Source organism: Amycolatopsis sp. NPDC004079 (assembly GCF_040610415.1).
Taxonomy (GTDB): Bacteria; Actinomycetota; Actinomycetes; order Mycobacteriales; family Pseudonocardiaceae; genus Amycolatopsis; species Amycolatopsis halotolerans.
In genome coordinates this window covers 19,166-32,005 of sequence record NZ_JBEXMH010000082.1, presented here as the reverse complement: position 1 = coordinate 32,005, position 12,840 = coordinate 19,166, and the positions used below count along the sequence as shown (strand labels likewise).

Here is a 12,840-nt window from a genome sequence, read left to right as displayed (position 1 = left end):
GGGTGCTTGTCAAGGCATCTTTCCCGCCTTGACAAGCACCCCCAGACCGTCAGCACAATCAACCTTCGGGGTGCCCCACGCAACCCCCACAGCAATGTCGCCGCCAGGCGACGAGCCGCCCCGAACGGTGCCCCCCGCCACTCCACCGAGCATCTCCCGGAACATCCAGCAATACTCGAACCCGTGACCAGCCCGAACCTCCACTTCCTAGGCCACGCGACCACCCGCGTGGAACTAGCCGGGCAGGTAGCCCTGACCGACCCCGTGCTCACCCGCTGGATCGGCCCCCTAACCCGAGTAGTCCCCAAACCAGACCTCGCCGCCTGGTCAGCAGTAGACGTCGTCCTCATCTCCCACCTCCACGGCGACCACCTGCACCTCCCCTCCCTCAAACTCCTGGGCAAAGCCACCAGAATCCTCGTCCCCCAAGGCGCAGGCTCCTGGCTGGCCAAACAGGGCTTCACCGAGGTAGAAGAACTCTCCCCAGGCCAATCCACCACCTCCGGCCGCCTCAAAATCACCGCCACCGAAGCAATCCACTCAGGCCACCGCTGGGGCCCCCGCCTGACCCACGGCCCGCAAAGCCCAGCCCTAGGCCACCTGCTGGAAGCCGACAACCAGCGGCTCTACTCAGCAGGCGACACAGACCTCTTCCCCGGCATGGCCGACCTAGGCCCAGTAGACGTAGCCCTGCTCCCAGTCTGGGGCTGGGGCCCGAACCTGGGCCCAGGCCACCTGACCCCAGAACGAGCCGCCGAAGCCGCCGCCCTCCTCCAGGCCCGCTCGGCAGTCCCCGTCCACTGGGGCACCCTGGCCCTCCCCGGCATCCACCGCACGGCCAAAATGCGCAGACTCCTCGTGGAACCCCCGCGCACCTTCGCGCACCACGTCCGCTGCCTGGGCCTGGACACCGAGGTCCTGCACACCCGCCCCGGCTCCGACGTCCTGTTCCCGGCCCGCAGGGAGCGCGGGTGAACTGGACAGACCCGTCAGCGATCGGCTACCCGGCGCTGTTCGGCGGAGTACTGCTCGGCTCCGTCATCCCGATCGTCCCGACCGGCGCGGTCGTCGGCGCGGCAGCCGCGGTCGCGATGACCACCGACCACCTCTCGCTCCCGCTGGTGATCCTGCTGGCCGTACTTGGCGCATACCTCGGCGACGTGATCACCTTCGCCGTCCCGAAACTCGGCAGTGAACCGCTGCTGCGCTTCGTAGAACGACGCCAGCAAGCCGAACGCCTCGCGAAGGGCCGCGAGCAGTTCGCGAGACGCGGCTGGCAGCTGGTGGTGATCGGCCGCCTGGTACCCGCCGGGCGCATCCCGGTGTTGCTCGCCGCGGGCACGCTCGGCTACCCGTGGCGCAAGTTCCTGCCGTCCGGTCTCCTGGCCTGCGTCCTGTGGGCGGTGGCGTACTCGCTGCTGGGCATCCTCAGCGGCGGCATCTTCGACTCGCCGCTCGTCGCGACGCTGCTCGCCACCGTCCTTGTGCTGCTCGTGACCGTGCTGACCACGCTGATCTCCAAGAAACGAGCGGCCAACCAGACGGGAGGACATCGGTGACGACACCTGCTCCGGCGAAGGGCCGGTTGCTGCGCGGCGGCCGCGTCGTCGCGCGGGTCCTGCTGGTCTGGATTGCGGTCACCGGCGCGCTGCGGCTGCTCGACGCGTGGCTCGACGGGTTCACGATGCAGTCCTGGTGGCAGCCGACGGTGTGCGCGCTGATCCTCGGACTGCTCGTCTCCGTGGTGTGGCCGCTCGTCGTGCGGGTGGCGTGGCCGATCGCGTACTTCACCCTCGGCGTCGGCACGTACATCCTGCTCAGCGCCGCGGCGTTGGCGATCCTGCAGGCCGTGCCCGGTGTTGAGCTGCACGGTTTCTCGACGGCGGTCGTCATCACCGTCGCGATGTCCGCAGTGGGCGCGGTGATCTCCAGCGTGCTGGCCGTCGACGAGGACGAGATCTTCTTCCGCCGTGCCGCGCGACGTCGACGGAAAGCGAAGCACCGCACTGATTTCGCCGATCAACCGCCCGGCGTGGTCTTCCTGCAGATCGACGGGCTCGGTTACGACACCGTCCGCCGCGCCGTGCGGGACGGCGACATGCCGACCTTCGCCAAGTGGCTGTCCGAGGGCACGCATTCGCTCACCCGCTGGCATACCGACTGGAGTTCGCAGACCGGCGCGAGCGTCTGCGGGATCCTGCACGGTTCGAACCACGACATCCTCGGTTTCCGCTGGTACGAAAAGGATCGCGACCACGTCATGGCGTGCGCGCACCCGTCCGACGCGGCCGAGATCGAGCGGCGGCACAGCGACGGGCACGGCCTGCTGTCGATCGGCGGCGCGAGCCACGGCAACCTGTTCTCCGGCGATGCCCCGCACGTCAGCCTGACCATGAGCTCGGTGCCGGTCCTTACGCCGCGCAAGCGCCAGCGAGACCGCGTTGGCGCTGGGTACCGCGCTTACTTCGCCAACCCGGTCAACGTGTTGCGGACCTTCGGTGTCGCACTCGCCGACGTCGTCCGAGAGCTGTCTGCGGCGGCCAAACAACGGCGCGCCGGCGTCCTGCCGCGAATTCCGCGCGGCGGTGTCTACCCGCTCGCCCGGCCGGGCACGACGGTGATCGCGCGCGACGTCGTGGTGTCCGCGATCATCGGCGACATGCTCGCCGGGCGGCCGGTGGTGTACGCCGATTTCCTCGGCTACGACGAGGTCGCGCACCACTCCGGCATCGAACGGTTCGACACGCTGGAGGTGCTGCGCTCGATCGACCAGCAGTTCGCGCGGCTGCTGCGGGCCGGTCGGCTTTCGCCGCGGAAGTACCACGTGGTCGGGCTGTCAGACCACGGACAGACTCAAGGCCAGGCGTTCGTCGACCGGTTCGGCGAGACCGTCGAGGCGCTCGTCGGACGGCTCTGCGGCGGTGCACCCGTTGCTGAGCAAGGTAAACGTCGACAGGCGGAAAGCTGGCAGGTCAACGCCGCACTGGCCGAGGCAACCGCGACCGGCGGCCTGATCGCGCGACGGCTGCGGGCCCGGGTCGAAGGCGCGGAAGGTGCCGAGGACCGGCCGCGCACGGCGACTGGCTCGCCAGGGCAGGTCACGCGCGTGGCTCCCGGGGTGGTCGCCGTAGTGTCCGGACATCTGGCGATGGTGTCGTTCACCGAGCACGAAGGCCGGGTCGAGCTGGAGACGATCGAGCGCGAGTACCCGGACCTGCTGCCGACCCTGGTCGACCACGACGGCGTCGGATTCCTGCTGGTCCGCAGCCGCGAATTCGGCCCGGTGGTGCTGGGCCGCGACGGGTTGAAGCGGCTCGCGACCGGCGTCGTGATCGGCGAAGACCCGCTGGCCGACTACGGTCCGTATGCCGCTGAGCTGGTCCAGCGCGTCGACAGCTTCCCGCATTGCGCGGACATCATGATCAACAGCCGGTACGACGCGGACTCCGACCAGTCCTCGCCGTTTGAACGGCACGTCGGCTCGCACGGCGGGCTCGGCGGACCGCAGCAGCGCGGCTTCCTGCTGCATCCGCGAGAATTCCCGGCGCCCGGCGAACCCGTCGGCGCGGAGGCCGTGCACCGCGTGTTCCGCGACTGGCTCACGTTCCTCGGCCATCCGGAACCCGGTGCGGCCGAAGGCAAAACCGCTGTCGTCCCCTCGGAGGTAGTGTCATGAGCAACCCGATCGTCTACGGCGCGAGCTGGTGCCCGGACGTCAAACGCAGCCGCGCGCTGCTCGACGACAAGGGCGTCGAGTACGACTATGTGGACGTCGAGGCCGACCCCGCCGCCGAAGCCCGCGTACGCGAACTGCAGGACGGTGCCCGCCGCATCCCGACCATCGTCTTCGCGGACGGCAGCCACCTCGTGGAGCCGAGCGACGACGAACTGAACGCCCGCCTGTCGCGGTGACCCCGCTGACGGAACTCCCGCTGGGCACGCGGGTTGTCGTGCGGTACCGGATCGAGGGCGGATTCACCGACGCCCTCGGTCCGCTTCGCGCTCGCGACGCTGAGACCTGCACCGTCGAGACCAAACGCGGGCTGGTCGTCGTCCCGTTGGCGGCGGTGGTCGCGGCCAAACCGGTGCCGCCGGCGCCGCAACGAAAATCGAGTGGCCCGCCAGAGCCGAATTTGTGACGATCACCGGATGCGCACCTTCGACGAACTGGTGGACGAGGCCTCGTCGGTATCCGTCGACGGCTGGGACTTCTCGTGGCTCGACGGGCGGGCCAGCGAGCAGCGGCCGTCCTGGGGGTATCAGCGGCTGATCGGCGAGCGGATGCGGGACGTCCAGTCCGTTGTGGACATCCAGACCGGCGGCGGCGAGGTGCTGGCAGGCGTGCCGGTGCTGCCACCGCTGACCGTCGCCACCGAATCGTGGCCGCCGAATCTCGAGAAGGCCGCCGCGTTGCTCGAACCTCGTGGCGCGACCGTCGTCGCGGACACCGACGAGCCGCCGCTTCCGTTTCAGGACAACACGTTCGAGCTGGTGGTCAGCAGGCATCCGGTCACCGTCTGGTGGGACGAGATCGTGCGGGTCCTCAAGCCCGGCGGCAGCTATCTGTCGCAGCATGTCGGGCCGTGGAGCGTGTTCGAACTGGTCGAGTACTTCCTCGGGCCGCAGCCGCCGGAAGTGCGCAACAGCAGGCATCCGGACCGCGCGAAGGCCGAAGCGGAGAAGGCCGGGTTGGAAGTGGTGGACCTGCGCTTCGAGGAACTGCGCACTGAGTTCCACGACATCGGCGCGGTGATTTACTTCCTGCGCAAGGTGATCTGGATGGTTCCGGGATTCACAGTGGACGAGTACCTGCCGCGGCTGCGTGAGCTGCACGAGGAATTGCGGAAGGGACCGTTCGTGGCGACGACTACTCGGTACCTGATCGAGGCGCGCAAGCGATAGCCGCTTCGATGCCGTCCGCCAGCACCGCCACGCCGGCGTCGAAGCTCAACCGTGCCTCATGCTCCAAATAGGACACTCCCGCAGGCGGCGGCGCGCTCTCCTCGCCTAGCCGGGCGACATGCGGGTACCGATCAGCCAGATCGGGAGCCAGCTCGCCGAGCGCGGACGTCCGCGCCCGCCACCAGTCCTCATCGGACAGTCCGGTTTCCTTGAGCGCCAGCTGCGATTCGGCGGCGATCTGCACCGCGCCGCGCACGACGTTGAGCAGCGCGCCCACCAGCCGCCGCACCTGACCGGCGGGCAGGCCGGTCGCGAACAGCACCCGCAGCACCGTTTCCTGCATCCGGAACTCCCCCGGGCCCAGCACCGGGCGCGCGTAGGAAACCTGCAGCAGCCACGGGTGGCGCAAGTGGAAGTCCCACAGGTCGTTGGCCAAAGACACCAGCGCGGGACGCCAGCCGCCGGACAGGTCGTGGTCGTCGCGGAGATCGCCGAACACCTGGTCGCACATCAGGTCGATCAGCTCGGTCTTGCTCGGCACGTACGTGTACAGCGCCATCGCGGTGCGCCCGAGCCGGTCCCCGACCGCGCGCATCGACAGCGCCGACATGCCTTCGGCGTCCGCGAGTTCGATCGCCGCGCCCACGATGAGGTCCACGCTCAGCGCGGGTTTCGGCCCCGGCGCGCTGCGCGATTCGACGCCCGCGCGCCACAGCAGCTCCATCGAACGGCGGGCGTCGCCCTGCCCCGCGAACACGACCACCGGCGACCCCTTTCCCCTTACAGGATAAAGGACCGCCGGGGCCGCCGGCTCAGCCGTCCACCTCGATCGCGAGCGCCGGGCAGAGCTGCGCCGCCTCCTTCGCCTGCGCGTGCAGGTCCTCCGTCGGGTTTTCCTGCAGCAGCACCACGATCCCGTCCTCGTCGCGCTGGTCGAACACCTCGGGCGCGACGAGCACGCACTGCCCGGCCCCGACGCAGCGGGACTGGTCGACGACCACCTTCATCTCGCGACTCCTTTCACCAGGTCACGGGGAGTTCGTGCACCCCGTAGACGACCATGTCGTGCTTGAACTTCAGCTCGTCCACCGGCGCGGCCAGCCGGAGCGTCGGGATCCGCCGGTACAGCGTCCGGTACACCACCTGCAGCTCGACCCGCGCGAGCGGCTGGCCGAGGCATTGGTGCACGCCGTAGCCGAACGCGACGTGGTGGCGCGCCTTGCGGGTGACGTCGAGCTTGTCCGGCTCCGGGAACTGCGTCTCGTCGCGGTTGGCGACGTCCGTGGCCGCGACCAGGCCCTCGCCCTTGCGGACGGTCTGCCCGCCGATCTCCAGGTCTTCGAGCGCGACGCGGCGGCGTCCGGAGTGGACGATCGTCAGGTACCGCAGCAGTTCCTCGACCGCGTTGGCCAGCAAGGCGTCGTCGCCGTCACGGACCGCGGCGAGCTGGTCCGGGTTCTCCAGCAACGCGACCGTGCCGAGCGCGATCATGTTCGCCGTGGTCTCGTGCCCGGCCACGAGCAGCAGCTGCCCCATCGCGGCCGCTTCCTCGACGGTCATCGCGCCAGCGGAGACCGGTCCGTTCGCGAGCCTGCTGAACACGTCGTCGGCCGGGTCGTCGATCTTCTTCTCGACCAGCCGCCCGAGATAGCCCTGCAGTTCCTCCGCCGCCGCGAGCGACTCTTCGGCGGTCGCCTCCCGCGAGACCAGGACCTTGCTGCAGCGATGGAAGAAGTCGCGATCGTCGTACGGCACGCCGAGGAGTTCGCAGATCACCAGCGACGGCACCGGCAGCGCGAACGCCTGGACGAGGTCAGCGGGTTTCGGACCGGCCAGCATCTCGTCCAGCAGTTCGTCGACGATCTGCTGGATCCTCGGTCGCATCGCCTGGATCTTCTTCACCATGAAATCGCCGGTGAGCAGCCGGCGCTGGGCGGCGTGCTCCGGCTCGTCCATGCCGATGAACGATTTGAACCGGTTGCGCCGTGCTTTGATCCCCGGCGTCTGCGGCGGATAGCCCGCCCGGTCGGGTTCGGCGCTCACCCGAGGGTCGGCGAGCAGCGCGCGCACGTCTTCGTAGCGGGTGAACAGCCACGGTTCGCTGCCGTCCCAGATCCGCACCCGCGACACCGGCTCGTCGCGCAGCTTGCGATCGAGTTCGGGCGGCGGATCGAACGGGCAGCGCCCGCGGCTCATCGGAAAGTGCTCTACGGGCCGGGCCTCCGGCATCACAGCCTCCTGGAGGAGAAGTCACCAAACGAGTGTTCGGATACTTACTGAACACATGTTAGGAGTCCTGGTGAGCACTTGCCCAGGACTGCGGTCCAAGATCACCGGGATGGCCGTGGACGACCGTGGCAAACGGGGAGGAAACGCCCGTGGCTCAAGCGAAAATGAGCGCCAGCAGTTCGTCGGCGAAACTCACGACTTGGTCTCCGCCCGGCTGCCGTCCCGTCGAATGGAACAGCGCGACGCGGCCGTGCGCGCCGACGAACGCGATCACTCCGGCCCGTTCGGCGGGCACCCGGAGCGCGGTGCCGGACTCGGCGCAGCGGGCGAACGCGGCGGTGATCCGGTCGACGAGATCGACCGCCGGACCGTGCGGCCGGGCCTCCGGCGACGGCCGGCTGGCCCCGTTGGCGGTCATCAGCCGGTAGTGGCCGGGGTTGGCCATGGCGAACCGGCAGTACGTGTGCAGCAGCGCGCGCACCCGGCCGACCGCGTCGCGGACGGGCACGCGGGACTCGGCCGCGTCCATCGCGACGCGCAGCCGCCCGAACTCGTACTCGGCGAGCCCGGTGACGAGCGCGGCCCGGTCGCTGAAGTGCTGGTAGATGCTGGCCGGGGCGATGCCGACGGCGCGGGCGACCCCTCGGATGGTGAGCGCGTCCTCGCCGTCGAGTTCCGACAGGAGCCTGCTGGCCGCGGCGAGGATTTCCCCGCGCAGCCGTTCGCCCTCGCCCCAGCGGTTGCGCGTACGGGCCTGGACTTCTTCGGACACTTGCCCATTGTTACCGCTCGCGTTGCCCCCGTCCGCCCCGGCCCGCCGCGGATGTCGATCGTTTCGTCGCCCGGCAGCCATCCGAGGTTCACCAACTGGGCGGGGGCGGCCGATAGCGTTCGCCGGTGGACGATCAGGGGTGGCTGGACGACTTCCAGCGGCGGATTGACGAGATGCAGGCCAAGAGCGCTGCCCTGCAGGAGACGCTGAGCACCGCGGAGGGCCGCGCCAAATCGGGCGACGGGCTGGTGTCGGTTTCGGTCGCCCCGAACGGCACGCTCAAGAACCTCGAGATCGACGACCGCGCCCTGCGGCACGGCGGCGCCCGGCTCACCGCCTCGATCATGGACGCCTACGGCAAAGCCCAGCGCCAGGTGTCGCGCGACGTCATCGACGCGTTCGAGCCGATCGCCGGCGACAGCGAAATGATGAACGTGGTCAAGTCGTATCTGCCGGAGCCGGAGGAAGAGCCCGAGCCGCAGCCGCCCGCCGAGCCGCCTCGGTCCGAACCGCCCGCCCGGTACCCGGCGCCTCCGCCGGGCAGCACCACTCCGCCGGGCAGCGCGGCTTACGGCCGCCCGATGCCCCCGCCGGCCGGCGCGACCCACAGCCGTCCGCCGATGCCGCCTCCCGGCACGACCCCGCCGCCCCCGGCCGCGCCCGAACCGCCCCGGCCGACGTCCGGGCCGCACCGCAGGCGCGCCGCCGGCGAGGACGACGACGAGATGCAGCCCTGGTAACGGCTTGTCAACCCGTCGTTAGTGGTGGGAAATCACCAGTTGCCGGACCGTACGAATGGGGGGTCACATTCCGGGAGCTTCTGCCTACTTTGGGTTGAGCGCGCGCAAACCCGGCAAACTCCCCCATCCCCCCAGGAGCTTTCTTATGTCCAGGAAGTTCGTGCTGTCCGGCGCGGTCGCACTCGCTCTGGCCGCAGCCCCGCTCTCGGGCGCCGTAGCAGTCGCTGCTCCGGCTCCTGCCCCGTCTGTCGCCGCGACGACCACGGTCTACTACTCGACGGCAGGCGCGCCGTCGTTCCGGGCCGCGATCAACGCGGGCGCGGCGAACTGGAACCGCGCGGTGACCAACGTGAAGCTGGTCGAGCGCTCGTCCGGGGCCTCGCTGCGGTACGTCGAGGGCAACGACCCGCGCGGGTCGTACGCGCAGACCGACGGACACGGCTACGGCACCATCTTCATCGACTACACCCAGGCCCGCCAGTACGACAACACGCGGATCACCGCGCACGAGACCGGCCACGCGCTCGGTCTGCCGGACCACTACTCGGGCCCGTGCTCGGAGCTGATGTCGGGCGGCGGCCCCGGCCCGTCCTGCCACAACGCCAACCCGAACTCGCAGGAAGCGTCCCGGGTGCAGCGGTTGTGGGTCAACGGAATCCGCGCGGCGGCCGGACCGCAGCAGCGGATCTACGAGCAGGTGCCGGTCGGCTGATCGGCTGAGCGAGCGGCGGCCGGGCGCGTCCCGGCCGCCGCTTCGCTGTCAAGGCTTCCTTGTCAGATAGCGCCGTTCGGGCCCGGGTTGAGGTCGGAATCCTCCTCTTTCCGCCGGGACAGCGAATCCCCGGACGCCGCCGGTGGTTGGCTTGCCTTCAGACGAAGGGGAGGCATTCATGGCGGAAATCGTTCTGGTCCACGGCGCTTGGAGCGACGGGTCGGCGTGGCTGGAGGTGATCCCCGCGCTGCATCGGCAAGGACACCGGGTCCGTGCGGCACACCTGCCGATGACCTCGCTCGCGGACGACATCGCCGAGGTCCGCCGGGAAGCCGCCGCCTTCAGCGGCCCGGTCGTCCTGGCCGGCCATTCCTACGGCGGCGCGGTGATTTCCGGTGCGGCCAAGGATAATCCGCAGGTCAACGCCCTGGCTTACTTCGCGGCGTATGTCCCGGACGAGGGCGAGAACGTGCCTTCGCTGAACGGCAAGTTCCCGGACTCTCCCGGCAACGACGCGATGGTGTTCCACGAGGACGGGTGGTCGTCGATCGACCCGGACCGCTTCCACTACGCCTTCGCCGCCGACGTGGCTCCCGAACGAGCCGCCGCGCTGGCCTCGGTGCAGCGGCGCGCTCGCGCCGAATGCTTCGCGGTACCCGCGGGTCCTGGTGCCTGGCGCGATCTGCCGACGGCTTACGCAGTGTCCACAGAGGACCGGATTCTCCACCCGGACCTGCAACGCTGGCTCGCCGAGCGGGCTGGGGCTGATTGTGTCGAACTGGCGGCCAGCCACTATTCGCTGCTCTCCCAGCCGGAAGCGGTGGCGACGGTGATCGACAAGATCGCGGCCCGCGGCGAGTAGCCGGAAATTCAGTTGCCCAGTCCCGTTCGGACAGCCGAGTATTCCGGCCATGACCACCGAACCCGCCCGTCGTGACCCGTCCCGTTGTCCTGCCTCCGACGGCAAGCAGCAGACGGCGCAGGAAGGGACCAACCAGGCCGTCCGATGAGCGCCGCGCTGGTCGCGGGGCTTGTCGCCGGGTACGGGATCGCCATGCCGGTCGGTGCGATCGGCGTCTACCTGGTCGAACTCACCGCGCGCACGTCGTGGCGGGTCGGAGCGGCCGCGGCGATGGGCGTGGCCACCGCGGACGGCGTCTACGCCGTTCTCGCCACCACCGGCGGCGCCGCGCTGGCCCCGCTGCTCGCCCCGATCACCACTCCCCTGCGCCTGACCTCCGCCGCCGCTCTGTTCCTGCTCGCCGCGTGGACTGCGGTCCGGGCCGTCCGGCGTTATCGATCCGCCGAAACGCCTTTGCTGGCAACGGAACCACACCCACTACAGGCGTACGCGACCCTGCTCGGCCTGACCCTGCTCAACCCGTCCACCATCATCTACTTCACCGCACTCGTCCTCGGCGAACGACCAGCGAACGGCACCGTGTTCGCCGCCGCCGCGTTCGCCGCTTCCGCCAGCTGGCAACTGCTGCTGGCCATCGGCGGCGCGTTGCTCGGACGGGGTCTGACCGGTCCGCGCGGACGGCTCGGTACCGCATTGCTGTCCAGCACGGTAATCCTCGTGCTGGCGGTGCGGCTGCTCTGATCACTCCGGCGGCCGCCACGAACGCAAGGGCCGAAGCAGTGCGGTCTTCTTGTAGTGGTGGTCGGCCATCCGCCGGAGGATGTCGTCGAGGGTGAGCACGGCATCGACGATGTGCGGCCCCTTGTTGAGCATGACGCATTCCGCACCGGCGCCCATCGCGGCGTCAGTGATCTCGGCGCGGGAAGGCCTGCCGGTGCGCGCCAGCTGGTCGAGAACCTGCGTGGCCCAGATGACCGGCAGGTGCGCGGCCTCGCACAGCCAAAGGATTTCCTCCTGCAGTTCGGCGAGCCGCTCGTAACCGCATTCGACCGCGAGGTCGCCGCGAGCGATCATCACGCCGGTGCGCGGGCGGCGCATCGCGGTCAGCAGAAGCTCGGGCAGGTTCTCGAAGGCCTGCCTGGTCTCGATTTTGAGGATCACCCCCAGCCCGTCCTGTCCGCCCAGTTCGGCGAGCAGGTCTTCGACGTCGCCCGCGGTACGGACGAACGACAACTCCACCAAATCGGCGTGCGTGCGCACGAACGGCAGGCTGGCCCGGTCGGCCTCGGTCAGCGCGGGCACGGGCAACGCGGTCTGCGGCAGGTTGATGCCTTTGCCCGCGCGCAACCGGGAACCGCCGTCGCGGGCACTGGTGATCCGGACAGTGAGCGCGTCTTCGCCGGTGTTGACGACAGTGCCGCCGATCCGGCCGTCGTCGAACAGGACCGGGTCGCCCGGTGCCGCCGCGGCGAAGACGGCGGGAAGGGTGCAGCCGATTCGGGGCGGTCGCTGGACTTCTGCCGGGGTGCAGTCGCGGGTCAGGGTGAGCAGGTCGCCCTCGTACAGGGTAAGGAACTGCTCGACCGGCGGCAGTGCGCCGACTTCGGCCTCGACGCCGTCTCGGGCCCGCAGCACGGTTCCGGTGGCGAGGTAGGCGGTCTGGTGGGTGGAGGCCAGCACACCGGCCGGGCTCGCGGACGCCACGACGAGACGGCGGTGTGCGCCGCGGGTGTCTCGGAAGATCAGGTTCTGGCCGGGGCGCAGCACGCCGAACCCCTTGGGGTGGAACGGAATCGGCTTGGCGTCCGGCCGGGGCGGCGGGGTCGCGGCGGTGGTGAGCCAGCACCAGGCCCGCGTGGTCGGACGGCCCAGTTCGTCACGCCGCGGCCGGAGCTTGACGACACGCGGGCCGTCGGCCAGCGGTCCGGTGCGCAGTTTCGGACCGGCGAGATCCATGGCGATCAGGCAGGGCCGCCCGGCTTCCCCGGCGGCGGTGCGGACGTGGCCCGCCATGGCTGCCCATTCGGCGGGCCCGTCGTGGGCGCAGTTGATCCGGGCGAGGTCCATGCCCGCACGGACGAGTGCGCCCGTCAGCGTCGGGTCGTGCGCGGCTTCGGTGGGCAAGGTGACCATGATGCGAGTGCGTCGCCGCCTGGGTTCGGGACCGAGCAAGGCCGTGCAGTTGCTGGTCAGACTACGCGGGCCAGTGGTGAAATCGTCGCGGGACGGACGTTCGCGGGCGTCGGTGCCGGCCAGCGCGGCGGCGGCGGACGCGATGGCCTCCAGGCTGGCGCGCACGTGCGGTTCGCTGCGCCCCAGGGAGGACAGTCCTCGCTCGGCTAGCCGCGCTTGGAGATCGCGCAGGTCCAACTGGCGCACCGCCCAGTAGTGCGCGAGGTTGCGGGCGCCGGCGGCGTGGGCAGGTGCGACTTCGCTGACTCGTTCCGACCAGTAGGACTCGGCGTCGGTGAGCACGGCGAACAGGTGCTGGATTTCTTCGGTTACCGTGGAGGGTCCGTTGCCGGGCGGTGCCTTCGTCACGCACTCAGCGTCCCGGACCCGTGCCCGCCGCAACCAGGGTGCCAGAGCGCCGATCGAGAAGCCTTTCGCCCCTGACGGCCGA

The 12,840-nt window shown here is 70.0% G+C and carries 15 protein-coding genes; 10 read left to right on the top strand and 5 right to left on the bottom strand.

The genetic code is table 11. The features are described 5' to 3' along the window. Positions 1–183 precede the first annotated feature (183 nt). From ABZX37_RS43645 to ABZX37_RS43620, 6 genes are read left to right on the top strand one after another with little or no spacing between them, the layout of a single operon-like run. On the top strand, positions 184–975 hold the full coding sequence (locus ABZX37_RS43645; protein WP_354750011.1) for an MBL fold metallo-hydrolase: 792 nt from the start codon (positions 184–186) through the stop codon (positions 973–975). Beyond that, positions 972–1,559, top strand: coding sequence for a DedA family protein (locus ABZX37_RS43640; RefSeq protein ID WP_354750009.1), 588 nt, complete (start codon positions 972–974; stop codon positions 1,557–1,559). The genes ABZX37_RS43645 and ABZX37_RS43640 overlap by 4 nt, the downstream gene beginning before the upstream one ends. Further along, on the top strand, positions 1,556–3,676 hold the full coding sequence (locus ABZX37_RS43635) for a phage holin family protein (RefSeq protein WP_354750007.1): 2,121 nt from the start codon (positions 1,556–1,558) through the stop codon (positions 3,674–3,676). The genes ABZX37_RS43640 and ABZX37_RS43635 overlap by 4 nt, the downstream gene beginning before the upstream one ends. Further along, complete coding sequence (locus tag ABZX37_RS43630) at positions 3,673–3,912, top strand: glutaredoxin domain-containing protein (RefSeq protein ID WP_354750005.1); 240 nt, start codon at positions 3,673–3,675, stop codon at positions 3,910–3,912. Before ABZX37_RS43635 ends, ABZX37_RS43630 begins: the two co-directional genes overlap by 4 nt. Then, entirely contained in the window at positions 3,909–4,139 is a 231-nt protein-coding gene (locus tag ABZX37_RS43625; protein ID WP_354750003.1) for a ferrous iron transport protein A, read from the top strand. Before ABZX37_RS43630 ends, ABZX37_RS43625 begins: the two co-directional genes overlap by 4 nt. A gap of 10 nt (positions 4,140–4,149) precedes the next feature. Next, positions 4,150–4,902, top strand: a complete 753-nt coding sequence (locus tag ABZX37_RS43620) for a methyltransferase domain-containing protein (protein ID WP_354750001.1) — start codon at positions 4,150–4,152, stop codon at positions 4,900–4,902. Here the strand turns inward: ABZX37_RS43620 and ABZX37_RS43615 are convergent. From ABZX37_RS43615 to ABZX37_RS43600, 4 genes are all read right to left on the bottom strand, one after another. Next, positions 4,868–5,665 (bottom strand): TetR/AcrR family transcriptional regulator, encoded by a 798-nt coding sequence (locus ABZX37_RS43615; protein ID WP_354749999.1) that lies wholly within the window; start codon positions 5,663–5,665, stop codon positions 4,868–4,870. The genes ABZX37_RS43620 and ABZX37_RS43615 overlap by 35 nt on opposite strands. 49 nt (positions 5,666–5,714) lie before the next feature. Continuing rightward, positions 5,715–5,909, bottom strand: coding sequence for a ferredoxin (locus tag ABZX37_RS43610; protein WP_354749997.1), 195 nt, complete (start codon positions 5,907–5,909; stop codon positions 5,715–5,717). Between the two features lie 13 nt (positions 5,910–5,922). Then, entirely contained in the window at positions 5,923–7,098 is a 1,176-nt protein-coding gene (locus ABZX37_RS43605) for a cytochrome P450 (protein WP_354749995.1), read from the bottom strand. Positions 7,099–7,285: 187 nt separating this feature from the next. Next, positions 7,286–7,903 carry a TetR/AcrR family transcriptional regulator gene (locus tag ABZX37_RS43600; protein ID WP_354749993.1) on the bottom strand — a complete coding sequence of 206 codons (618 nt, stop codon included), beginning with the start codon at positions 7,901–7,903 and terminating at the stop codon, positions 7,286–7,288. Positions 7,904–8,028: 125 nt separating this feature from the next. On the opposite strand from ABZX37_RS43600, the gene ABZX37_RS43595 reads away from it, so the two are divergent. From ABZX37_RS43595 to ABZX37_RS43580, 4 genes are all read left to right on the top strand, one after another. Further along, the gene (locus ABZX37_RS43595) at positions 8,029–8,643 is read left to right on the top strand and encodes a YbaB/EbfC family nucleoid-associated protein (RefSeq protein WP_354749991.1); all 615 of its coding nucleotides are present in this window, start codon (positions 8,029–8,031) and stop codon (positions 8,641–8,643) included. A gap of 145 nt (positions 8,644–8,788) precedes the next feature. Continuing rightward, positions 8,789–9,355, top strand: a complete 567-nt coding sequence (locus tag ABZX37_RS43590; protein WP_354749989.1) for a snapalysin family zinc-dependent metalloprotease — start codon at positions 8,789–8,791, stop codon at positions 9,353–9,355. A gap of 178 nt (positions 9,356–9,533) precedes the next feature. Then, complete coding sequence (locus ABZX37_RS43585) at positions 9,534–10,217, top strand: alpha/beta hydrolase (protein WP_354749987.1); 684 nt, start codon at positions 9,534–9,536, stop codon at positions 10,215–10,217. A 144-nt stretch (positions 10,218–10,361) separates the two neighbouring features. Beyond that, positions 10,362–10,958, top strand: coding sequence for a LysE family transporter (locus tag ABZX37_RS43580; RefSeq protein WP_354749985.1), 597 nt, complete (start codon positions 10,362–10,364; stop codon positions 10,956–10,958). Here the strand turns inward: ABZX37_RS43580 and ABZX37_RS43575 are convergent, their stop codons facing one another. Next, positions 10,959–12,758 carry a pyruvate kinase gene (locus ABZX37_RS43575; protein ID WP_354749983.1) on the bottom strand — a complete coding sequence of 600 codons (1,800 nt, stop codon included), beginning with the start codon at positions 12,756–12,758 and terminating at the stop codon, positions 10,959–10,961. Between the last annotated feature and the right edge of the window lie 82 nt (positions 12,759–12,840).